Raw genomic sequence first — 20,771 nt, 5'->3', positions numbered from 1 at the left:
ATTAGATGACTTCTCAGCAAACCGTCGCGGTGACGAAGCGACGCCAGATGAGTACCGGCGATTATGTCTCAGGCGTCCGTGCGGGCGACCGCGCCGCGCTGGCGCGTGCCATTACGCTGATCGAAAGCCGCAATCCAGAGCACCGCCGCCAGGCGCAGGAAGTTTTGCAGGCTTTATTGCCGTTCTCCGGTGAAGCGCGCCGAATTGGCATCACCGGTGTTCCCGGTGTCGGCAAAAGCACCTTCATCGAGGCATTCGGCAAGATGCTGACCGGCAGCGGGCACAAGGTTGCGGTGCTGGCGGTGGACCCGTCGAGCAACCGGACCGGGGGCTCGATTCTTGGCGACAAGACGCGGATGCAGGAACTCGGGCGTGACCCCGATGCCTATATCCGGCCGAGCCCCTCTTCGGGCACGCTTGGCGGCGTGGCGCGTGCAACCCGCGAGACCATGGTGATTTGCGAGGCGGCCGGGTTCGACCATGTGCTGGTGGAGACGGTGGGCGTTGGCCAGTCGGAGACGGTTGTTGCCGAAATGGTGGATTTCTTCCTCGTCCTGATGCTGCCCGGTGCCGGTGACGAGTTGCAGGGTATCAAGAAGGGCGTGCTGGAGATCGCGGACATGATCGCAGTCAACAAGGCGGATGGTGAGGTCAAGTCCCGTGCCCGGCGGGCCGCCGCCGAATATCGACGCGCGCTGGAAATCATGACCCCGGCCAGCCCGAACTGGCAGCCGCCGGTGACCACCTGTAGCGCGCTTGGCAAGGTCGGGCTCGAGGATATTCTCGCCGAGATCGTGCGTCATCGCGAGACGCTCAGCGCCACAGGCGAGTTTCAGGCAAAACGCCAGAACCAGCAGGTGCGCTGGATGTGGTCCATGGTTCGGGATCGACTGATGGCACGCTTCGAGGAAGATGAAGCCGTTCGCGCGCTTGTGGCCGATCTTGAAGCGGATGTTGCAGGCAATCGCCAAACCGCGAGCGCAGCCGCCGATCGGTTGTTGCAGACATTCGGCCTGTCGCCGTCTCCGGAAGCCGGATGACGGATTTAGATTTCCTGAAGTGACCGCACCCCCTATTCTCGCGGGCTTCGTCAAAGAGGCAATTGTTCGGTGAAAATGCTCGACTCCATTCTGCTCCCCGAGGACGCGCTCGTCCGTGATGCGTTGACGCAAATTGATGCCGGTTCGTCTCAACTCGCGATCATTGTTGATGCTGAGAGGCGCGTGATCGGTGTGGTGACGGACGGAGATGTCCGCCGTGGGCTGCTAGCCGGCGTGACTCTGGACGATACCGTCGAGAAGATCATGAACCGGAGTCCCAAACTCGTTTCGGTGGACGTGTCCGACGACGAGATTCAGGCTTTGATGCGCCGTGAAGTAATTCATCAGGTGCCGATCGTCGACAGAGAGGGACGGATCGTTGCCTTGCGCACGATCGACACCTTCGTTGCAGCCGACCGGCTCGAAAACAAGGTCGTGTTGATGGCGGGCGGTCTTGGCAAGAGGTTGCGTCCCCTGACGGAAACGGTGCCGAAGCCAATGTTGCCGGTTGGTGGGCGGCCGTTGCTGGAAACTCTGGTTCAGTCCTTTGTCGATCAAGGCTTCTATCGCTTTGAGTTCTCTGTAAACTATCGGGCCGAAGCCATCGAGGCGCATTTTGGTGACGGCTACAGGTTCGGCGCTGAAATCGGCTATCTGAGAGAGACGGATGCCCTTGGCACGGCGGGCTCTCTCTCTTTGATGAAGAATCGCCCGGAATCTCCGTTCTTTGTCATGAACGGAGATATCCTGACCTCCATTAACTTCCGGCATATGCTCGATTTTCACAGGGAAAGCAGAGCCTCCGCGACTATGGCGGTGTTCGAAAAGGGGTTCGATATCCCCTACGGGGTCGTGGACCTGGAGGGTGACCGTCTGGTCGCAATCAGAGAAAAGCCTACCCATAATTTCTTCATCAGCGCGGGGATTTACGTTCTCGAACCCGGTGTGCTGGACCGGATCGAAGCGGGGAAAATACTCGATATGCCCGATCTGTTTTCTCGCATGATTGAGAGCGGTGAAACCATTAGCGCCTTTCCGATCCGGGAGTATTGGCGTGACATCGGCCAGCATCAGGACCTCGACCGTGCGGAAGAGGATTTTCCGCAGGTCTTTGCCGGCAGATAGGTGCACGATAGGCTCTGAGCATTGACATCCTCCCGGTTCCGCGCCAAGTCGAAACCAGATCGAGAACACAGGAAGAGACATGGTTGCTGAGACTGACATGCCGGCTCCGGAACACTCCATCGCCGAGGAACAGGAAGAGCTGATTTCCGAGTTCGCCTTCTTCGACGACTGGATGGACCGCTATCAGTATCTGATTGATCTCGGGCGCAAGCTGCCGCCGCTGGATGAGGAATTCCAGCGTGACGAGTTCAAGTTGAAGGGCTGTCAGAGCCAGGTCTGGCTGGTGGGTGAGCGACACGGCGACCGGTTGGTTTTCAAGGCAATCAGCGACGCGGCCATCGTCTCCGGCCTTATCGCCATAATTCTGCGCATTTACAGCAACCGGACTGCGGAGGAAATCCTGGCGACGGAGCCTGATTTCATCCGCGAGATAGGTCTTGAGGAGCACCTGAGCCCAACCCGCAAGAACGGTCTTGGCGCCATGCTGAACAAGATCAAGGTCGAGGCGCGCGCCGCCGCTAGCGGATAAAGGCCAGTCCCTTGAGTGGTATCGACGCGATCTATCAGGACAAGATCCTCGCCTACGCGGGTAACATCCCGCGACTTGGTAAGTTGCCGGACGCGACTCACAAAGGGGAAGCTGTCAGCCGGGCCTGCGGCAGCGAAATCAGTGTTTATCTAAAACTCGAAGACGGGCTGATCGTCGACTATGCGCAGAAAGTCGATGCCTGTGCGCTCGGCTCTGCCGCGGCGTCCATCGTGGCGAGCTCGATTGTCGGTTGTTCGCCCGCCGAAATTGAGCAGGCCCGTGACGAAATGCGCGCGATGCTGAAAGAGGGCGGCCCGGTTCCCGGTGGAAGTTTTGCGGAACTTGGCTTATTGCAGTCCGCGCGGTCTCTGACCAACCGGCACAGCTCCATGTTGCTGGCGCTAGAAGCCTCGGTGAGAGCTTTGAATTCTAAATCATGAGCCGCGGCAAACGCGGTATGCTTGGATGAGATATGGCGATTGCACTCGTAACCGGATCGGCAGGCCTGATCGGAGCCGAAGCTGTCCGTTTTCTGGCTGGAAAAGGTCTTGATGTCGTCGGTATAGACAATGACATGCGGGCTTATTTTTTCGGCGCGGAAGCCAGCACTGACTGGAGCCGGGAGCAGCTCGAGACAGGCCTGAAAAGCCAGTACCGGCATTTCATGGCGGATATCCGTGAGCTGGATGCGCTGGAGCCGGTGTTTCGGGAGTATGGACCCGATATCGCCTTGGTGTTGCACACCGCGGCGCAGCCGTCTCACGACTGGGCGGCGCGGGAGCCGATCACCGACTTCACCGTGAACGCCAACGGCACGCTGAACCTGCTGGAACTCACCCGCAAGCATTGCCCCGAGGCGGCCTTCATCTTCACCAGCACGAACAAGGTTTATGGCGATACGCCTAACCGCCTGCCGCTAGTCGAGCTGGAGACACGCTGGGAAATCGACCAATCCCACCCGTTTTATGCCGATGGTATCGACGAGAGCATGAGCATCGACGGCACCCTGCATTCCCTGTTCGGTGCCTCGAAAGTGGCCGCCGACGTGCTGGTGCAGGAATATGGCCGCTATTTCGGGTTGAAGACCGGTGTGTTCCGGGGCGGCTGCCTTACCGGGCCCGGTCATTCGGGGGCGGAACTGCACGGCTTCCTCGCCTATCTCGCCAAATGCGCTCTCACGGGGCGGGCCTATACGGTGTTCGGCTACAAGGGAAAGCAGGTCCGGGACAACATTCATTCCCATGATCTGGTGAATGCTTTCTGGCACTTCTTCCAGGCACCGCGTGCCGGCGAGGTCTACAATATCGGTGGTGGTCGACACGCCAACTGCTCGATGCTGGAAGCCATCGCCATGGCGGAAAAGATCGCTGGCAAGGCCTTCAACTGGTCCTATTCGGAAGAGAATCGCGTCGGCGATCATATCTGGTGGATCAGCGATATCTCAAAGTTCAAGAACCATTTCCCGGACTGGAACCTGCAGTACGATATGCAGGGCATCATGGAGCAGGTGATGGACGGACAGCGCGCACGATTAGTAACTGCAGTATAATGCATTGAAATAAGACCATTTTAGGTCTCTATCGTGTTTTCGGCTTCACAGATCGATTCTTAGAATGGTTCTAGTTTGTTGAAAGACAAAAGATTTTCCTTGCGTTCCAAGGGCGGAATCATATCCTGCCGGTGTATTCGAACGGTGGTTTTTGGTGGATCAGATCATGAGTTCATGTGACGAAGAACTGGGCTGCGGGCCGACGGACACCTGTTACAGGGCCGTGATTACCGCCTATAGCCAGATGAAAATGCTGGGGCAGAAGGAGCAGATTTGCTTCAATTCAGCCGTTGCAGTTTACCGACACCATCACCCGGAAGTCCCGGTTGATCGCGCACCCTATGTGATTGCCGACTGGCTCGACTGAAGTCTGGCGCAAACAGGATTTGTAAAAGGACGCTTTCGAGCGTCCTTTTTGTTTTTAAGCTCCTATTACGCGCCGCTTAAGCGATGCGCTACGTGTCAGCGCCATCCGGCGAACAAACGCGATCACGAAAAGCCCGCTCAGGATCAGGATTATGGTCGGTGCGGGTGCGCTGTCGACGAAGAAGCTGAGATAGGTGCCGAGCAGCATCGAGACCATGCAGACGCCGATTGCCACCATCAGCATGGCACCGAACCGGCGAACCAGCAGGAAAGCGATGGCGCCGGGGGAGATCAGCAGGCCGATGGCCAGGATCAGTCCGGCGGCGGAGAGCGTGGCGACGATGGTGAGGGACAGCGCCGCGAGCAGCCCGTAATGCAGCCAGGCGACCCGCAGACCAATAGCCTGGGCCTGCGCCGGATCGAAGCTGTGCAGCAGCAGATCTTTCCATTTAAGGGCGATGGCGCCGGAAACGGCGAGGGAGATCAGACCGGCAGTCCAAAGCTCGTCTGCATCGACCCCGAGCATGTTGCCGAACAGGATATGGTCGAGATGCACGTTCGTCTTGACTGAGACGTAGAGCACGATGCCGATCCCGAACATACCGGAGAACACCACCCCCATCACCGTGTCCTGCTTGACCCGGCTGTTGTGCGAGAGATAGCCGGTGGCAAGCGCGCAAGTCATGCCGGCCAGGAAAGCGCCGATGATCAGCGGCCAGCCGAGAATATAGGCGAGCACGATCCCGGGCAGGACCGCGTGACTGACCGCATCCCCCATCAGGGCCCAGCCCTTCAGCACGAGAAAGCAGGAAAGAAGCGCCGTCGGTACCGCCACCAATATGGAGATGTAGAAGGCGTTCAGCATGAAGCCGAACCGGAACGGCATCAGCAGGGTGTCGAGGGAAAGATCCATCAGATAACCCCTCCTGCCGGCCGGCCGCTGCCGCGCTTCAACGCTTCGGCTGCCTTGCGTTTCGCGGCGAGCAACCCGTGCTTCGGGGCAAAGACGAAGACCACCAGGAATATCAGGGTCTGCAATGTGACGATGATGCCGCCCGTTGCACCGTCCAGAAAGTAGCTGGCATAGGCGCCGAAGAAGCTGGTCAGCGTACCGATGGCGACGGAGGTCATGATCAGCCGGGGAAACCGGTCGCAGATCAGATAAGCGGTCGCGCCGGGTGTGACCACCATGGCGATCACCAGGAAGGCGCCGACCGTCTGCATCGCCGCGACTACGCAGGCAGATAGCAGCACGAAGAAGACGGCTTTCAGCAGGCCGGGCCGGAGCCCGATGGAGCGGGCGTGGTTCTCGTCGAAGAAGGTAACCATCAGGTCTTTCCATTTCGCCAACAGGACAGCCAGCGAGATGAACCCGATCAGGGCGAGCTGCAGCGTGTCCTCCGGCGTGATGGCGAGGATATTGCCCATGGTGATGGTCTGAATACTGACTGCCATCGGGTTGATCGAAACCATGAACAGACCGAGGCCGAAGAAGGACGTGAAGATCAGGCCGATGATGACGTCGATCTTCAGGCCCGATCGTTCGGAGAGAAACAGCATGGCACCGGCCGCGAGCCCGCCGGCGATAAAGGCTCCGAGGGCGAAAGGCAGGCCAAGCATGTAGGCCCCGGCCACGCCGGGCACGACAGAATGGGACAGTGCGTCGCCGATCAGCGACCAGCCCTTGAGCATGAGGTAGGAGGAAAGAAAGGCGCAGACCCCGCCGACCAGAGCGGAAACCCACATGGCGTTGGTCATGTAGCCATAGCCGAAAGGCTCGAGGAGATACGCGATCATGATTTGTCCTCGTTACGCTCCGGCAGCTCGCCGAAATGTACGAAGGGTCTTTCGTCGTCGGTGAAGATGGTGACCTCGCGCGGGTCGCCATCCTCGTGCATCACTTCGCCGCCGAGGGTGAAATGACGCAGCACGCCGCCGAAAGCTCGCTCCAGATTTTTCCGGGTGAAGGTCGTCTCGGTCGGCCCGTAGGCCAGCACGGTGCCTTTCACCAGTACGGTGCGATCGCAGAACTCCGGGACCGATCCGAGATTGTGGGTCGAGACCAGCATGACCCGGCCCTCGTCCCGCAGCTCCCGCAGCAGCTCCACGATCTGGTCCTCTGTCTTCACGTCGACGCCTGTGAAAGGCTCGTCCAGCAGGATGACCTGTCCGTCCTGGGCAAGGGCGCGGGCAAGGAACACGCGCTTGCGCTGACCGCCAGAAAGCTCGCCGATTTGCCGCTTCCGGTAATCCAGCATGTTCACCCGTGACAGAGCCTGCTCGACCGCTGCATGATCGGCGGTAGAGGGGCGGCGCAGGAACCCCATATGGCCGTAGCGGCCCATCATCACCACATCCTCGACCAGGACAGGGAAGGCCCAATCGACATCTTCGGATTGCGGCACGTAGGCGACCAGGCTCTCGCGCATCGCTTCCTTGACGGTCCGGCCGAGCAACCGGATCTCGCCCTTGGCGGTGGGCACGAAGCCCATAATGGCCTTGAACAGGGTCGATTTCCCGGCGCCATTGACCCCGACCAGTGCGGTGACCGTGCCGCGCGGGATTTCGAAACTGGCGTCGTAGAGAGCGGTGTGACCGTTGCGGTAGGTAACGGTCACGTCGTGGGCGAAGATGCCGCCGGCGCTGTCCTTTTCCATTTTCGGGCTGTTGTCTGTTTCTGTTTGGGTGAGCATTGCAGGAATCCGGAGGTCAGTTCGCGGTGGCGTCGGTGAGGCCGTCCGCGACGGTCTTGGCAGTGACGGTCAGAAGGTCGAGATAGGTCGGCACCGGTCCGTCCGGCTCGCTCAGCGAGTCGACATAGAGAACGCCGCCATATCTGGCGCCGGTCTCCCGAGCGACTTGCTTGGCCGGTGCGGAGTTCACCGTGCTTTCGCAGAAGACGACAGGGATTTTGTTGTCGCGCACGCCGTCGATAACTTTTCGGACTTGCTGCGGCGTGCCCATCTGATCGGCGTTCATCGGCCAGAGGTAGAGTTCCTTCAGGCCGAAATCGCGGGCGAGGTAGCTGAATGCGCCTTCGCATGTCACCAGCCATCGCGCGGACTCCGGAATGCTGGAGATCCGTGCCTGGAGTGGCTCGATGGTGGCGCGCAGCCTGCCCTTGTAGGCCGCCGCGTTTGCGCTATAGGTCGCCGCGTTGGCCGGGTCATTCTTGGACAAGGCCGCGGCGATATTATCGATATAGATGAGAGCGTTGTTCAACCCCATCCAGGCATGCGGATTCGGTTTGCCTTCATAGGCTCCGGCGGCAATCGAGATCGGCACGATGCCGTCCGTCAGGGTGGCCGACGGTTTGTCGCCAAGGTGGGACAGGAACTGCTCGAACCAGAGTTCGAGATTCATCCCGTTCCAAAGCACCAGGTCCGCGCCGCTGGCCCGCACGATATCCCTCGGGGTCGGTTCGTAGCCGTGAATTTCGGCGCCCGGTTTTGTGATGGAGACAACTTCCGCCGCGTCGCCAGCGACGTTCGCCGCCATGTCTGCCAGCACGGTGAAGGTGGTGACCACTTTCATCTTGGCTGATGCCGGGGAGGAGAGCACTGCTCCCGAAATCAGAACGGCACAGACCGCAGCCAGTGCCAGAAGGCGTTTGCCGGTTTTCATTCTTCGATTAGCTCCCAAGGGCAACCCGCGAGACGGAACAGGTTGTTAACGCACGACATGCTACGATAGATACATGTCAGATATGGCTTATTATGTTAGTGGGTCAATATAAAATTAGCCTATGCTAAGTTTGAGTGTGGCACTTAATCGGGTGAAGGGTCTGGGGTGTGGGCAGAAGTCGGAACAGCAAGAGTGTGGAAGATCGGGACACTCCGGTCATTGACCTGCAGGATTCCGGGAAGCGCGCAGCATTGTTCGAGCGTATCCGGCGCGACCATAGTGTCGAGATCGCCGAGGATTATGTCGAACTGATCGCGGATCTGATCGAGACCAACGGAGAGGCCCGGTTAGTGGACCTGGCGGATTTACTTGGGGTCAGCCGCCCGACCGTGAACAACACGATCCAGCGGTTGCAGAAAGAGGGCTATGTCGAGAGCAAGCCCTATCGCTCGATATTTCTGACGGACAAAGGCTGGTCTGTCGCGGAGCATGCACGCCAACGGCATTACATGGTCCTCGATTTCCTGCACACGATCGGAGTGCCGGCCGATATCGCTGAAGCCGATGCGGAAGGGCTGGAACATCATCTGTCGGCGCAGACGCTGGACTGCCTGGCGCGGGCAACCGAGGCGCTGAAGAAGGCATCCGGGCATGGCGGCAATCAGAGCTGAAAACCGTCTGTACGGTTTCTCTGATTGACCATAGGATCAGATATCCTTTCGGGAATGCAGCGCGTTCCCTATTCCCTTCTAGTGACGTCCGGGAGCCATCCAATGGCTGAATTCTCCGCCGATAATTCCAATGAGCCGACCATCCCGAAACCCGCGCTGCGGGCGCTCCCCAATCCGGGGCGGCCTCCGGTGGAGGCGGATATCGCGCGGAACAATCCGGATCTGGTGATCCGGCGGATGAATCTGAACGAATCCCCGATCCAGCCGTCCCCGAAAGCCATTTTGGCAATGCAGGACGCCTGCACTCGGGTGAACCGCTACCCGGACCCGCAATGGCGTGCGCTGACGGCGGCGATTTCGGAAGAGACCGGTATCCCGCAGCACCGGATTGTCATGGGCAATGGCAGCGACGAGGCGATTGTTTCCGCTGGCCGGTTGTCTGTCTCGCCGGGCGACGAGGTGCTGGTGCCGGTGCCGTCTTTCCCGAGCTATAACAATGCGGCCGCAGTCAATGGCGGAACGCTTGTGACGGTGCCGCTGAAGGCGGATGGCAGTAACGATGTCGACGCGATGATCGCGGTCGCGACGGACCGCACCCGTCTCGTCTTTGCAGCTTCTCCGAATAACCCGACCGGCAACGTGCTGACCTCCGAAGAGGTTGAGCGACTGGCCCTCGGTATTCCCGATACGGCGCTGCTGGTGCTGGACGAGGCCTATTACGAGTTCGGCATCCATGACGGAGGCGAGGACCATTTGGCCGTGATGGCGAAACGCAGCGGCCCCTGGGCCGTGTTCCGTACTTTCTCCAAGGCCTACGGCCTCGCCGGCATTCGGGTTGGGTATATCCTGGCCGGATCGGACGAGATCGCGAACGCCTTCCAGAAGATGCGTAGTGTGTTCAACGTCAATGCGGTGGCACAGGCGGGCGCACTGGCGGCATGGTACGACAAGGACCACCGCCACATGTTGCTGGAGAAAACCCGGATCGAGCGGGAACGTCTGGTCGCGGGCCTGACGGCGCTTGGTGCGGAATCGTTCCCGACGGTGGCGAATTTCGTCACCGCGAAGATGGATCGGCCAGCGGCGGATATCGTTGCGGCGCTTCTGGAAAAAGGCGTCATGATCGGACGGCTGATGCATCCGGGGTACGAAAATTATATCCGGGTGACCGTCGGCAGCGATGAAGATACCGACGGCTTTCTCGCTGCCCTGAAAGACGTTCTGGCCGGCTGAGCCGGTCAGCTTCCGAAAGCGAAGCGGCCAAGACGGGTAAAGGGCGCCTTCTTGTTTTCCTGATGGAAGATCGAGATGGCGTCCACCGTGACCGGTGTCGTCAGCGCCTCGGCACCATGTTTCAGGATCTCCTGCATCAGCGCGTTGCGCTCGCTGTCGTCCTTGATCCGCTTTGACAGGGTCATGTGGAAACGGAACTCCCCCATCACATAGGGATAACCCCAGCGCTGCAGCATCTGTTCCTGCTGTGCCGAGAGCCCTGCAGCCCGCCGTTTCTCAAGTTCGGCTTCGCCGGGCAGGGCGCGCATCGGATCGAAATGGCGGACACAATCGGCGGCAAGCTCCCGCATCTCCGCCTTGCTTTCCTTCTGCATCAGGGCCAGGAATCCGGAAAGGTCCCGGGCCACCAGCTGTGTCTGGAACGGCGTGCGCCCGTTTGCGAAGGCCGCCGCCTCTTCGAGCAACTGGTCAGCCGTATTGCCGTCTCTCAGATGGAACGGCGGTTTCAGCGTGGCGTGAAACCCGTAATTGTTCGCTGTTGCCGTCAGCTCGGCCTGCCGCGCGGCATCGATTCCATCGAGTTTGGGTTGCTTCACCTCTGCGCCGCTCACTGCATCGCGGCCAAGCCAGGTTGAGCCGAAGCGGTGTAGTGGGAGGTTGGTGTCCGGTGCGAAATAGATTGCATAACGCGGACCGTCCGGGTTCGTGACCGGGGCGAATGCCGGGAACTGGGGCGAGCTGCTGGTCATGATCAGATTGGCTCCGAAAGGGTCATCTAACTGTCAGGCCTACCGTGTATAGTCGAGCCCTTATGGCATGGTGCTGGCGTTTGGAGAAGTGTGTTGGGGGCGTTGGTTCAGGGGGCTCGGGTGCTGGTCCCGGGCGAGGGAATAGTTGAAACGAGTGTCCGGATCGAGGGCGATAAAATCGCGGCGGTCGGTGTTGATGCGGGGCCGGGCGATCGGATCGTCGATGCAGATGGCCTGCTGCTGCTGCCGGGAATGGTCGATCTGCATGGCGATGCTTTCGAACGTCAGATCATGCCGCGTCCCGGGGTGCATTTCCCGATGCAGGTGGCTTTCGCCGACACGGACCGGCAACTGATCTCCAATGGCATCACCACGGCCTATCATGCCGTCACCTTTTCTTGGGAGCCGGGCTTGCGCGGTCGGGATACCGTGGTCGCAATCGTGGACGGGCTGGATGAAGCCCGGCCCCGGTTGCTGGCCGACTCGCGTTTTCACTTACGCTTTGAGCTCTACAATCTGGATGTCGCGGACGAGGTGGCTGACTGGATGCAGCGCGGCCGGGTCGATCTGTTGGCTTTCAACGAGCATATGGCGCCGATCCTGCGCAAGGCAGACCGGGGTGAGCCGCTTGGAACCTATACAGGCCGCACGGGGCTTTCCGAGGAGGATTTCCTCGCTCTGGTGCGCGGCCTCGAGGCCCGCACGGATGAAGTGGCGCCAACGGTGAGCCGGCTGGCGGAGATTGCCAAGGCCAATAATATTCCAATGGCGTCCCACGACGATCGCACGCCGGACGAGCGCCGGCGTTTCAACGCGCTTGGTTGCGGCATCGCGGAATTTCCGCTGACGCTGGAGGCGGCGGAGGAAAGTCGCAAGCTCGGCAATACGGCGATCTTCGGCGCCCCCAATGTGTTGCGTGGCGGCAGCCACATGAAGGACGGCGGCATTCGCGCGGCCGATGAGGTTAGGGCAGGCCGATGCAGCGCGCTGGTCTCGGATTACTACTACCCGGCGCTGGCCCAGGCGCCGTTCATTCTCGCCGAAGCAGGGGATGCCTCGCTGGCGGATGCCTGGGATCTTGTCTCACGAAACCCCGCGCGTGCCGCCGGTCTGGACGACCGGGGGGAGGTTGCCGCTGGCAAGCGTGCCGACTTCCTTCTCGTGGCGCCGCCTGACGGCGGTCGTGCGGTGGTGAAGGCAACCTTTTGCGCGGGCAAACCGGTTATGGTCTCGGACTGGATCTGACGATCCCGGCGAAACCTTTGCATTATTATTAAATGCAATCTTGGCTGCCCGGTATATCGCAGCTATCGTGCAATGCTGTCAGTGGGCGGTTTTTTATCAACCAATGTAATTGTGAAGCGGCAACAAAGTGACGTCGACGGATTCCGAAAGACGCAATGCGGTAATTGACGAGTCAACCGTATTTGACAGCCCGGTCGTTGAGCGGTTGGTCGCCCATTGGGAGACTCTCCGCCTGGACAGGGTGGCGCCGAAAAGGGGGGAAGTCGATCCCTTGGATCTGTTCGAATTCCTGCCGAACATCTCAATGATCAAGGTGATGGACGACGGTTCGGATTTCGAGTTCAGCTTGATTGGGACTGGTCTCGCGAAGCTTTACGGACTGGTGACCCGGCAAATCGTGTCGCAAGTCGACTGTGCGCACGAAACCAGGGACGCACTTCTGGATGCCTTGAAGCTTTGCGTTGCATCAAAGAAGCCGGTGCACGGACTTTGGGACAATGCACGGACAGTGAAGCTGGTTAAGATCAACCTCGAAGTCGCGTTTGTGCCGATATCCGAGGACGGAAATCAGATCAGCCGGATCCTCGGATATCATGCGGCTCTGGATTAAAGCCTATTCGAGGCCGATCGCGCGCTTGTAAAGCTCAAGCAGGTGCTCCTGCTCCTGCAGGTCGTCCTTGTCCAGCTTCCGAAGCTTCAGGATCTGGCGCATCGTCTTGACGTCGAAGCCGTTGCCCTTGGCTTCGGCGAAGACATCTTTGATGTCCGCCGCGAGAGCCGCTTTTTCTTCTTCGAGCCGCTCGATCCGTTCAATGTAGGAAACAAGCTGTTCCGCAGCGATACCGCCGACTTCGGTCATGGAATATCCTCGTCAATAGAAGGAAAATCGCCCGGACAATAGTCGCGGCGCCCGATCCCATCAAGCGCCGCTTCGGGACTCAGTGATTTTGTTTCGCCATCTCGGCATCGAAGGCCTTTTTCTGGTCGCCGCTGGCCTCGGACTGGTACTTCGCTTTCCAATCGTCATAGGGCATGCCGTAGACGATTTCGCGGGCCGCGCCGTAATCGAGCTCAAGGTCCCGGGACCCGGCTTCCGCCAGATACCATTTCGACAGGCAGTTGCGGCAGAACCCGGCAAGGTTCATCAGATCGATATTCTGCACGTCCTTGCGCTCGTCCAGATGCGCCAGCAGCCGCCGGAAAGCCGCTGCTTCCAGCTCAAGCCGTGTCTGGTCGTCGAATTTGTCTGCCGGATTACCCATGATGTCTTCTCCCTCGGTCCTAACGGTTCCGTTCTCTTCTCAGAGAGTAAGCGACGAAACAGCGATTTCCAGTGCGTTTCCGAAAATCGCAGCCCATCTGTGCGCGTCTTTTTCGGATGCGACAAGGTCCTGACGGAACTCGACCCCGATATGGGGATGTCCGCGCGCCTCGGGGTGGGCATAGAGAGAGAACCCGCCATCGCGACCCGAATAGGGCTCGTTATCGCCTATCGTCAACTGCCGGTTCTGGCGCAAGGCCTCGATTACCGGCCGTGCGAGCCGGTCGTCCTCGTTCCAGATGATGCCGATCTCCCAGGGGCGCGGTGTGCCGCGATCCTTCATCATCGGGGTGAAGCTATGCAGGGCGACGATCACCGGGTTACGGCCATCGACCTCCATCACGTCCATGCGGGCGCGGATTGCGGAATGGTACGGCTCGAAAAGTTCGGTCCGGCGGGCGTCCAGCTCGGCCTCGCTCAGGCCCTCGTTTCCGGGAACCCGCGTGCCGTCCGCGACGGCCGGGGAAGCATCGGGCGTTCCCGGCACCCGGTTGCAGTCGATCACCAGACGGGAAAAATTCGTGTGGACGAGTGGTGCGTCGAACCGGTCTGAAAGATATTCCGCAATCCAGGCAATGCCGATGTCGTAGCCGATATGGCGCGCCAGTTCTTCTTCCGACAGGCCGAGATTATTGAGCGAGGCCGGGACACGGTTCCGGTGGTGGTCAGATATGAAAAGAATCGACGACTTGCCATCGGGGTTGCGTTCGCCGAAGGCACAAAGGTCCTTTTCAGTCAGGATGGCGGTCATGATAATCCGGAGTAGGAAAATATTTATCGTTGCGATCTAGCCCCTTTGCTTGTTGCTGACAAGCGAATGCAGACGCTTGTCCGGCACAGAGTGCCCGACTAGACTCCCGTCTCTTTTCCGGGGGAGGGGTCATGGGGCCGCAGGGTGCATTATTGAAGGAACTGTTCGGCGCGGCCGTCGCCGCAGCGGACCCGGTCCGCTGCCTGAAACCGTTCCTGGACACGTTGTTCGAGCGCCCAGTGACCGGGCGGATCGTCATCCTCGGCGCTGGCAAGGCGAGCGGCGCGATGGCGAAGGCGGTGGAGGACTATCTCATCGAGGCCCTGCCGGGACGCACCTTCGAAGGGCTTGTCGTCACCCGTTACGATCATGCGGTTCCGTGCGAGAAGATCGAGATCGTCGAAGCTGCCCATCCGGTGCCGGATGAGCAGGGGCGCGCGGCGGCGGCACGGATTCTGGAGCTGGCCGGAACGCTGGGGGAAGAGGATCTGGCCGTCTGCCTGATCTCGGGCGGCGGCTCCGCGCTTTTGACTGCGCCAGCCGAGGGAATTTCCTTTGAGGAAAAGCAGGCGCTGAACGGCGCATTGCTGAAATCCGGCGCGACCATTCACGAGATGAACTGTGTCCGTAAGCATCTGTCCGCCATCAAGGGCGGCAGGCTGGCGGCGGCAGTCGCCCCGGCGCGGCTGGTGACGCTGGCGATTTCCGATGTGCCCGGCGACGATCTCGACGTGATCGGGTCGGGGCCGACCGTGCCGGACCCGTCGACGCTCGCCGATGCGCGCGCCATCCTGGCGAAATACGATATCCAGCTTCCCGAACATGTCGCGGCTTTGCTGATGGATGCCGGTTCCGAGACGCCGAAAGCCGGCGATCCTGTGTTCGAACGGACCGAGACCCATCTGGTCGCGGCACCACAACGCTCCCTTGAAGCGGCGGCGGAGCTTGCGGCGGCAAAGGGGTATGGCGCGATTATTCTTGGCGATGCCATCGAGGGGGAAAGCCGGGAAGTTGCGAAGATGCACGCGGCCATTGCGGCCCAGGTCGCCCGGCACAATCAACCCGCTAAGGCGCCTCTGGTGCTGCTTTCCGGCGGCGAGACCACGGTCACCGTGCGTGGCTCTGGCCGAGGCGGGCGCAATGCGGAGTTTTTGCTCTCGCTTCTGGTTACCTTGCAGGAGCGGATGCCGGATTGCCGCCACAGGATCTCTGCAATTGCTTGCGATACCGACGGTATTGACGGGACGGAAGACAATGCGGGCTGTATCATGGACGGGAAGATATTCGACCGTCTGGAGAATGGTCTCGACGATCCGAAACCCTATCTGGCCGATAATGACGGATACGGGTTTTTCGAGAAGGCGGATGGTCTCGTCATGACGGGGCCGACTTTGACGAATGTGAACGATTTTCGCGCCATCCTGATCGAGTAACCGGAGCGACCGTCCGGAGTCCCTCGTGAATGACGATTTGAATTGTAACCGTGGTCGCGTTTAACTGGCATCATGAGAAGATATAGAAACACGAAGATCGTCGCGACCCTGGGGCCGGCGAGCTCAACCCCGAAGCGCATCGAAGAGCTCTTCCGGGCCGGGGTGGATGTTTTCCGCCTGAATTTCAGCCACGGATCGCACCGGGATCACGCCGAACGTTTGCGCGTGATCCGGGACCTCGAGAAGACAACCGGTCGGCCGATCGCCGTCATGGCGGATCTGCAAGGTCCGAAACTCCGCATCGGAAGTTTTGCGGACGGCAAGATCGAATTGAAGCCGGGCGCCAAATTCCGCCTCGATCTGGACCGGGCTCCGGGTGACCAGAAGCGGGTCTGCCTGCCCCATACCGAGATTTTCGAGGCGATTCACAAGGGCACGGACCTCTTGCTCGACGACGGCAAGATCCGCCTCACCGTGACCAAATGCGGTGACGGCTTCGCCGAGACCAAGGTGATCACCGGGGGGCCGCTCTCCAATAACAAGGGCGTCAATGTCCCGAATGTCATGCTCGGGCTCTCACCCCTGAGCGCCAAGGACCGGACGGACCTGTCCTTCGCCCTCAGTATCGGCGTCGACTGGGTCGCGCTCTCCTTCGTGCAGCGCCCGGAAGATGTTGCGGAGGCCCGCAAGCTGATCGGCGATCAGGCCTCGATCATCGTCAAGCTGGAGAAACCCCAGGCAATCGACCGGCTGGAGGAGATTTGCGAGCTGACCGACGGTGTCATGGTCGCGCGCGGCGATCTCGGCGTCGAGATGCCGCCGGAAAAGGTGCCAATGCTGCAGAAGCGCATCATCAAGCTCTGCCGCTCGCTCGGCAAGCCGGTGGTCGTGGCGACGCAGATGCTGGATTCCATGGTCACCAGCCCGACCCCGACCCGGGCCGAAGCCTCGGATGTGGCAACGGCGGTCTATGACTCGGCGGATGCGGTCATGTTGTCGGCGGAATCGGCGGCGGGCGACTACCCGGTCGAGTCAGTCGAGATGATGAACCGCATCATCCGCGAGGTGGAGGGTGACCGGAACTATCGGCAGATCATCAATGCCAGCCATGATGAGCCGGATCCGACGGTCTCCGACGCGATCACGCTGGCGGCGCGGCAGGTAGCCGAGACGGTCAATGCCTCCTGCATCGTTACTTACACGACCTCCGGTTCGACCACGGTCCGCGCGTCGCGCGAACGGCCGGCTGTACCGATCCTCTGCGTAACATCGAATGAGCGTACGGCCCGGCGCCTGGCTATGGCCTGGGGTGTGCACGCGGTACATGTCGAACAGGAACAGCGTTTTTCGGCAGTGGTGAAGCGGGCACTTGAGGTGGCGAAGTCTGAGGAATTCGGCGGTGCCGGAGACAAGATCGTGATCACGGCGGGTGTTCCGATGGGCACGCCTGGATCGACCAATGTGCTTCGGGTTGAACGCATTATCTGAGCCCGCACCCTCTGGACAAGGCGGATGGGTTTGCCTTACAAGCTGGAAACTTCTCCGGAGATTTTCATGCAGCATTTTGGCGATGCCCTGATCGAACGCGTGCGCGCGCTCGGCACTCCGCTTTGCGTTGGCCTCGACCCATATCTCGACCGTATCCCGCCCCTGTTTCGCGACGGTGACATGTCCCCGGGCAATCCGTTGACTGCACCTGCCGTGGAAGCCTTCCTGAAGGCGGTGCTGGACCGGGCAGCAGGCAAGACGGCGGTGGTGAAGCCGCAGATCGCCTTCTTCGAGCGGATGGGCTGGCGCGGTTTACGGGCGCTGGAGGAGGTTTGCTCTCATGCCCGCAAGCTCGGCATGCTGGTCCTGCTCGATGCCAAGCGCGGCGATATAGGCAGTACGGCCGATGCCTATGCCGGAGCGTACCTGACGGATGACGCGCCGCTCCCGGCCGATGCCCTGACCCTCAACCCCTATCTCGGCATGGACACGCTGGAGCCGTTCTTCACGACGGCGAAGGCGCATGGGCGCGGCCTCTTCATCCTGGTGAAAACCAGCAATCCGGGGTCGGGGGACTTTCAGGACCTGAAGATCGGCAACCGCAGCCTCGCCGAGACTGTCGCGGACACGCTGAACAGCCAGGCGGAGGCGCTGACAGGGGGGGTGACCGGCTGGTCCTCCCTCGGCGTCGTTGTCGGCGCGACCTATCCCGGAGAAGCGGAGCGCATTCGTCAGATCATGCCGCGCACAATCTTCCTGGTGCCGGGCTATGGCGCGCAGGGCGGCAGTGCGGCTGCGGCCGTGAACGGTTTTGTCAAAGGCCCGAACGGCCTCGAAGGCGGGATCGTCAGCTCCTCGCGCGGCATCCTGTTTCCGGCCAGCGGCGATACCGCCAGCGCGGTAGACTGGGAGAAAGCTATCGACGCGGCTATCGATCAGGCGGCCACCGAGCTGGGTGAAGCAGTTTCGGTTTAAAAAAGCGGACTTGGGCTAAACCGCGAGATACCCGCCATCGACCACCAGCGTGGTTCCGGTGACATAGCTCGACATGCCCGAGGCGAGGAACAGGGCGGGGCCGACCAGTTCCTCCGGATCGCCGAACCGGCCGAGCGGAATCCGGGTCAGGAATTGTTTGTATCGCTCCGGGTCCTCACGGGTTGGCAGGGTGATATCCGTCTTCATTGGCCCCGGCGCGATGGCGTTTACCCGGATGCCGTCTGCGGCGAGTTCCTGGGCGAGACTCTGGGTCAGCATTTTCACCCCTGCCTTTGACGTCGAATAGGCCAGCGAGGTGGCGGTCGAGACGAAGGCTGCGACCGAGGCCATGTTCACGATCGTGCCTTGGGTTTCACGAAGCTGCGCCACGAATGCCAGACTCATGTGCAGGGTGCCGTCGAGATTGACGGCCATTGCCTGGCGCCAAGTCTCCTCCACGTCCGGACTGTCGATCCGGTTGCGCGGGCAGATCCCGGCATTGTTGATCAGAATGTCGATCGGGCCGTGCTTCGTCTCGGTTTCTGCCGCGACGCGATCCGCTGCCGCGCGGTCGGAGACATCGAGCTGCATCGGGTATGCGATGCCGCCGTCTGCTTCGATGGCGTGCACCGTTGTGCGGGCGCGTTCCATGTCGATATCCGCGCAGACCACCCGGGCGCCGTTCTTCGCGAACCCGATTGCGATGGCGGCGCCGAGCCCTTGCCCGGCCCCGGTGACGAGCGCCAGTTTACCGTCGATCATTCTATTCCTCCCCTGCCACGAATAGCCCTTTGACAATTACGGCGATGGACCGGTGCAGGGAAGGGGGTAGAGTCAAAAGAAAAAATGCGTAACGGGAGGGCGGGGAATGAAAAGGCAGGCGGGGCGACAGGAAAATGTCGATGTCTTGGTGGTTGGATCCGGTGCAGGTGGATTAGCCAGTGCCGTGTCGGCAGCGCATCGCGGGCTTAAGGTTCTGGTGGTTGAGAAAGAGCCTGTGTTCGGCGGAACCACGGCCCGGTCCGGCGGCTGGATGTGGATTCCGGTGAATGCGCCGGCGAAGCGCGCCGGGGTGGAGGACAGCCGCGCTTCGGCGGAAACCTATCTCAAGCACGAAGCCGGAGAGTTCTACGACCCGGAACGGGTGGATGCTTTCCTCGATGCCGGCCCGAAGGCGGTCGAGTTCTTCGAGAGCGAGACCAGCCTGCAATTCGATCTCGGCCCGACCTTCGCCGATTATCACCCGGATGCACCGGGCGGCCTTGATGGCGGCCGGTCCATCGTCGCCCGGCCCTTTGATGGCCGCGCGCTTGGCCCCGAGATCAAGCGGCTACGCAAGCCGCTGAAGGAAATTACTTTCCTTGGCATGATGATCGGCACCGGCAAGGAGCTGCTGCATTTCTTCAACGTGACACGCTCGCCTGTGTCCGCTTTCTTCGTCGCCGTGCTGTTCTGCAAGTATATGCGCGACGTGCTGTTCCATGGCCGCTCCATGCGCTTGATGAACGGCAATGCGCTGGTCGCCCGGCTGGCGAAATCCTGTTTCGACAAGGGCGTTGAGATCCGTACCCGGGCGCCGGTGCGTGAGATCTTGCGGGATGATGCTGGCCGGGTTGTCGGCGCTGTCGTGGAAACACCCGAAGGCCGGGTCGAGGTTATGGCCAGCAAGGGCGTCGTGTTGGCCGCCGGCGGATTTCCTCAGGATGTCCGGCGTCGCGCCGCGCTCTTTCCGCACGCCCCGTCGGGCCATGAGCATCTGAGTCCGGCCCCTCCCGGAAATACCGGGGACGGGTTGCGCCTGGGCGAGAGTGTCGGCGCGACGGTGCAGGATGACCTGCCCAATGCTGCCGCCTGGGTGCCGATCTCGCGTCCGGTCTGGCCTGATGGAACGCAGGGCACCTTTCCGCATTTCGTCGACCGTTCGAAACCCGGCGTGATCGCGGTCACCCGGTCCGGCCGTCGGTTCGTGAACGAGGCGGAGTCCTATCATGATTTCTGCCAGGCCATGTATGTGCGCTGTACCGAGGAAGGCGGCGAGATCTGCGCCTATTTCATTGTCGATCACCGTACGCTCCGGAAATACGGGCTCGGCTACGTGAAGCCATACCCGGTGCCATTCCGCCCGCATATCAGGAGCGGTTATCTGCTGACCGGGCGGACGCTGGAAGAATTGGCTGGCGCCATCGGTGCCGACCCGGCGGCCTTGTGGGCGACTGTCGCGGCCTATAACGGCCCGGCAGAGCATGGAGAGGACCCGGAATTCGGCAAGGGCAGCACGTCCTACAATCGCTCGCTCGGTGATCCGGAGCACAAGCCCAACCCCTGCGTCGCCCCGATCGGTGCCGGGCCGTATTACGCCGTCCGGCTGGAGATTGGCGATCTTGGGACTTTTGCGGGGCTTGTGACGGACGGCAATGCCCGGGTGCTGAACAGCGACGGGTCTCCAATTCAGGGCCTTTACGCTGCCGGCAATGATGCGGCGAGCATTATGGGCGGAAATTATCCCGGTGGTGGTATCACGCTCGGGCCGGCCGTGACCTTCGGCTACATCGCTGCGCGGCACATGTCGGGAGGTAATGCCTGACCCCGCGAATCGGCGAATCTCCTTGCCTCTTGCCGCCGGAAGTGCGGGAATGATGACGGCGTGTGCGCTCGCGCCGCTCCCTGGTGCT

The 20,771-nt window shown here is 60.9% G+C and carries 23 protein-coding genes; 14 read left to right on the top strand and 9 right to left on the bottom strand.

Going from position 1 to position 20,771, the window contains the following annotated elements; translation table 11 throughout:
* The first annotated feature begins 5 nt into the window (after positions 1 to 5).
* From meaB to VOI22_RS19185, 6 genes are all read left to right on the top strand, one after another.
* Complete coding sequence (gene meaB, locus VOI22_RS19210; RefSeq protein WP_323798056.1) at positions 6 to 1,040, top strand: methylmalonyl Co-A mutase-associated GTPase MeaB; 1,035 nt, start codon at positions 6 to 8, stop codon at positions 1,038 to 1,040.
* Between the two features lie 75 nt (positions 1,041 to 1,115).
* Entirely contained in the window at positions 1,116 to 2,165 is a 1,050-nt protein-coding gene (locus tag VOI22_RS19205; RefSeq protein WP_323798199.1) for a nucleotidyltransferase family protein, read from the top strand.
* Between the two features lie 79 nt (positions 2,166 to 2,244).
* The gene (locus VOI22_RS19200; RefSeq protein ID WP_323798055.1) at positions 2,245 to 2,694 is read left to right on the top strand and encodes a SufE family protein; all 450 of its coding nucleotides are present in this window, start codon (positions 2,245 to 2,247) and stop codon (positions 2,692 to 2,694) included.
* An 11-nt stretch (positions 2,695 to 2,705) separates the two neighbouring features.
* On the top strand, positions 2,706 to 3,134 hold the full coding sequence (locus tag VOI22_RS19195; RefSeq protein WP_323798054.1) for an iron-sulfur cluster assembly scaffold protein: 429 nt from the start codon (positions 2,706 to 2,708) through the stop codon (positions 3,132 to 3,134).
* Between the two features lie 32 nt (positions 3,135 to 3,166).
* Positions 3,167 to 4,243 carry an NAD-dependent epimerase/dehydratase family protein gene (locus VOI22_RS19190; RefSeq protein WP_323798053.1) on the top strand — a complete coding sequence of 359 codons (1,077 nt, stop codon included), beginning with the start codon at positions 3,167 to 3,169 and terminating at the stop codon, positions 4,241 to 4,243.
* Positions 4,244 to 4,409: 166 nt separating this feature from the next.
* Positions 4,410 to 4,610, top strand: a complete 201-nt coding sequence (locus VOI22_RS19185; protein WP_323798052.1) for a hypothetical protein — start codon at positions 4,410 to 4,412, stop codon at positions 4,608 to 4,610.
* A 54-nt stretch (positions 4,611 to 4,664) separates the two neighbouring features.
* On the opposite strand, the gene VOI22_RS19180 is transcribed toward VOI22_RS19185, so the two are convergent.
* The 4 genes from VOI22_RS19180 to VOI22_RS19165 are packed head-to-tail and all read right to left on the bottom strand — an operon-like array spanning position 4,665 to position 8,233.
* Positions 4,665 to 5,522 carry a metal ABC transporter permease gene (locus VOI22_RS19180; protein ID WP_323798051.1) on the bottom strand — a complete coding sequence of 286 codons (858 nt, stop codon included), beginning with the start codon at positions 5,520 to 5,522 and terminating at the stop codon, positions 4,665 to 4,667.
* Positions 5,522 to 6,406 (bottom strand): metal ABC transporter permease, encoded by an 885-nt coding sequence (locus VOI22_RS19175; RefSeq protein ID WP_323798050.1) that lies wholly within the window; start codon positions 6,404 to 6,406, stop codon positions 5,522 to 5,524. The genes VOI22_RS19180 and VOI22_RS19175 overlap by 1 nt, the downstream gene beginning before the upstream one ends.
* Positions 6,403 to 7,302 carry a manganese/iron ABC transporter ATP-binding protein gene (locus VOI22_RS19170; protein ID WP_323798049.1) on the bottom strand — a complete coding sequence of 300 codons (900 nt, stop codon included), beginning with the start codon at positions 7,300 to 7,302 and terminating at the stop codon, positions 6,403 to 6,405. Before VOI22_RS19170 ends, VOI22_RS19175 begins: the two co-directional genes overlap by 4 nt.
* Positions 7,303 to 7,318: 16 nt before the next feature.
* Entirely contained in the window at positions 7,319 to 8,233 is a 915-nt protein-coding gene (locus VOI22_RS19165) for a metal ABC transporter substrate-binding protein (protein ID WP_323798048.1), read from the bottom strand.
* A gap of 167 nt (positions 8,234 to 8,400) precedes the next feature.
* Between VOI22_RS19165 and mntR the strand changes: the two genes are divergently transcribed.
* Both mntR and hisC read left to right on the top strand, forming a co-directional pair.
* Positions 8,401 to 8,904 carry a manganese-binding transcriptional regulator MntR gene (gene mntR, locus VOI22_RS19160; protein WP_323798047.1) on the top strand — a complete coding sequence of 168 codons (504 nt, stop codon included), beginning with the start codon at positions 8,401 to 8,403 and terminating at the stop codon, positions 8,902 to 8,904.
* Positions 8,905 to 9,006: 102 nt separating this feature from the next.
* Positions 9,007 to 10,137, top strand: coding sequence for a histidinol-phosphate transaminase (hisC, locus tag VOI22_RS19155; RefSeq protein WP_323798046.1), 1,131 nt, complete (start codon positions 9,007 to 9,009; stop codon positions 10,135 to 10,137).
* A gap of 5 nt (positions 10,138 to 10,142) precedes the next feature.
* Here the strand turns inward: hisC and VOI22_RS19150 are convergent, their stop codons facing one another.
* Positions 10,143 to 10,886: a DUF1045 domain-containing protein gene (locus VOI22_RS19150; RefSeq protein ID WP_323798045.1), complete on the bottom strand. Its 744-nt coding sequence runs from the start codon at positions 10,884 to 10,886 to the stop codon at positions 10,143 to 10,145.
* 93 nt (positions 10,887 to 10,979) lie between these two features.
* Between VOI22_RS19150 and VOI22_RS19145 the strand changes: the two genes are divergently transcribed.
* Entirely contained in the window at positions 10,980 to 12,131 is a 1,152-nt protein-coding gene (locus VOI22_RS19145) for an alpha-D-ribose 1-methylphosphonate 5-triphosphate diphosphatase (RefSeq protein WP_323798044.1), read from the top strand.
* A 127-nt stretch (positions 12,132 to 12,258) separates the two neighbouring features.
* A complete protein-coding gene (locus tag VOI22_RS19140) occupies positions 12,259 to 12,741 on the top strand; it encodes a PAS domain-containing protein (protein ID WP_323798043.1) in 483 nt (160 codons plus the stop codon).
* Between the two features lie 3 nt (positions 12,742 to 12,744).
* Here the strand turns inward: VOI22_RS19140 and VOI22_RS19135 are convergent, their stop codons facing one another.
* The 3 genes from VOI22_RS19135 to VOI22_RS19125 all read right to left on the bottom strand — a co-directional run bounded on the left by VOI22_RS19135 (position 12,745) and on the right by VOI22_RS19125 (position 14,203).
* On the bottom strand, positions 12,745 to 12,990 hold the full coding sequence (locus tag VOI22_RS19135) for a DUF2312 domain-containing protein (protein WP_323798042.1): 246 nt from the start codon (positions 12,988 to 12,990) through the stop codon (positions 12,745 to 12,747).
* Between the two features lie 79 nt (positions 12,991 to 13,069).
* Positions 13,070 to 13,393, bottom strand: coding sequence for a DUF1244 domain-containing protein (locus tag VOI22_RS19130; RefSeq protein ID WP_323798041.1), 324 nt, complete (start codon positions 13,391 to 13,393; stop codon positions 13,070 to 13,072).
* 39 nt (positions 13,394 to 13,432) lie between these two features.
* Complete coding sequence (locus VOI22_RS19125; RefSeq protein WP_323798040.1) at positions 13,433 to 14,203, bottom strand: N-formylglutamate amidohydrolase; 771 nt, start codon at positions 14,201 to 14,203, stop codon at positions 13,433 to 13,435.
* Between the two features lie 131 nt (positions 14,204 to 14,334).
* Here VOI22_RS19125 and VOI22_RS19120 point away from each other — a divergent pair, with 131 nt between their 5' ends.
* From VOI22_RS19120 to pyrF, 3 genes are all read left to right on the top strand, one after another.
* Positions 14,335 to 15,636, top strand: coding sequence for a glycerate kinase (locus VOI22_RS19120; RefSeq protein WP_323798039.1), 1,302 nt, complete (start codon positions 14,335 to 14,337; stop codon positions 15,634 to 15,636).
* A 72-nt stretch (positions 15,637 to 15,708) separates the two neighbouring features.
* Positions 15,709 to 17,124: a pyruvate kinase gene (gene pyk, locus VOI22_RS19115; RefSeq protein WP_323798038.1), complete on the top strand. Its 1,416-nt coding sequence runs from the start codon at positions 15,709 to 15,711 to the stop codon at positions 17,122 to 17,124.
* Between the two features lie 24 nt (positions 17,125 to 17,148).
* Positions 17,149 to 18,099 carry an orotidine-5'-phosphate decarboxylase gene (pyrF, locus tag VOI22_RS19110; RefSeq protein ID WP_323798037.1) on the top strand — a complete coding sequence of 317 codons (951 nt, stop codon included), beginning with the start codon at positions 17,149 to 17,151 and terminating at the stop codon, positions 18,097 to 18,099.
* 15 nt (positions 18,100 to 18,114) lie between these two features.
* Here the strand turns inward: pyrF and VOI22_RS19105 are convergent, their stop codons facing one another.
* A complete protein-coding gene (locus VOI22_RS19105) occupies positions 18,115 to 18,861 on the bottom strand; it encodes an SDR family NAD(P)-dependent oxidoreductase (RefSeq protein WP_028466644.1) in 747 nt (248 codons plus the stop codon).
* Positions 18,862 to 18,967: 106 nt separating this feature from the next.
* Here VOI22_RS19105 and VOI22_RS19100 point away from each other — a divergent pair, with 106 nt between their 5' ends.
* The gene (locus VOI22_RS19100) at positions 18,968 to 20,683 is read left to right on the top strand and encodes an FAD-dependent oxidoreductase (protein WP_323798036.1); all 1,716 of its coding nucleotides are present in this window, start codon (positions 18,968 to 18,970) and stop codon (positions 20,681 to 20,683) included.
* Positions 20,684 to 20,771 lie beyond the last annotated feature (88 nt).

Origin of the sequence: Nisaea sp., assembly GCF_034670185.1 — a bacterium.
Lineage (GTDB): Bacteria > Pseudomonadota > Alphaproteobacteria > Thalassobaculales > Thalassobaculaceae > Nisaea.
Note: the sequence above shows the minus strand (reverse complement) of the source record. Positions and strands in the feature narration are given on the sequence as shown.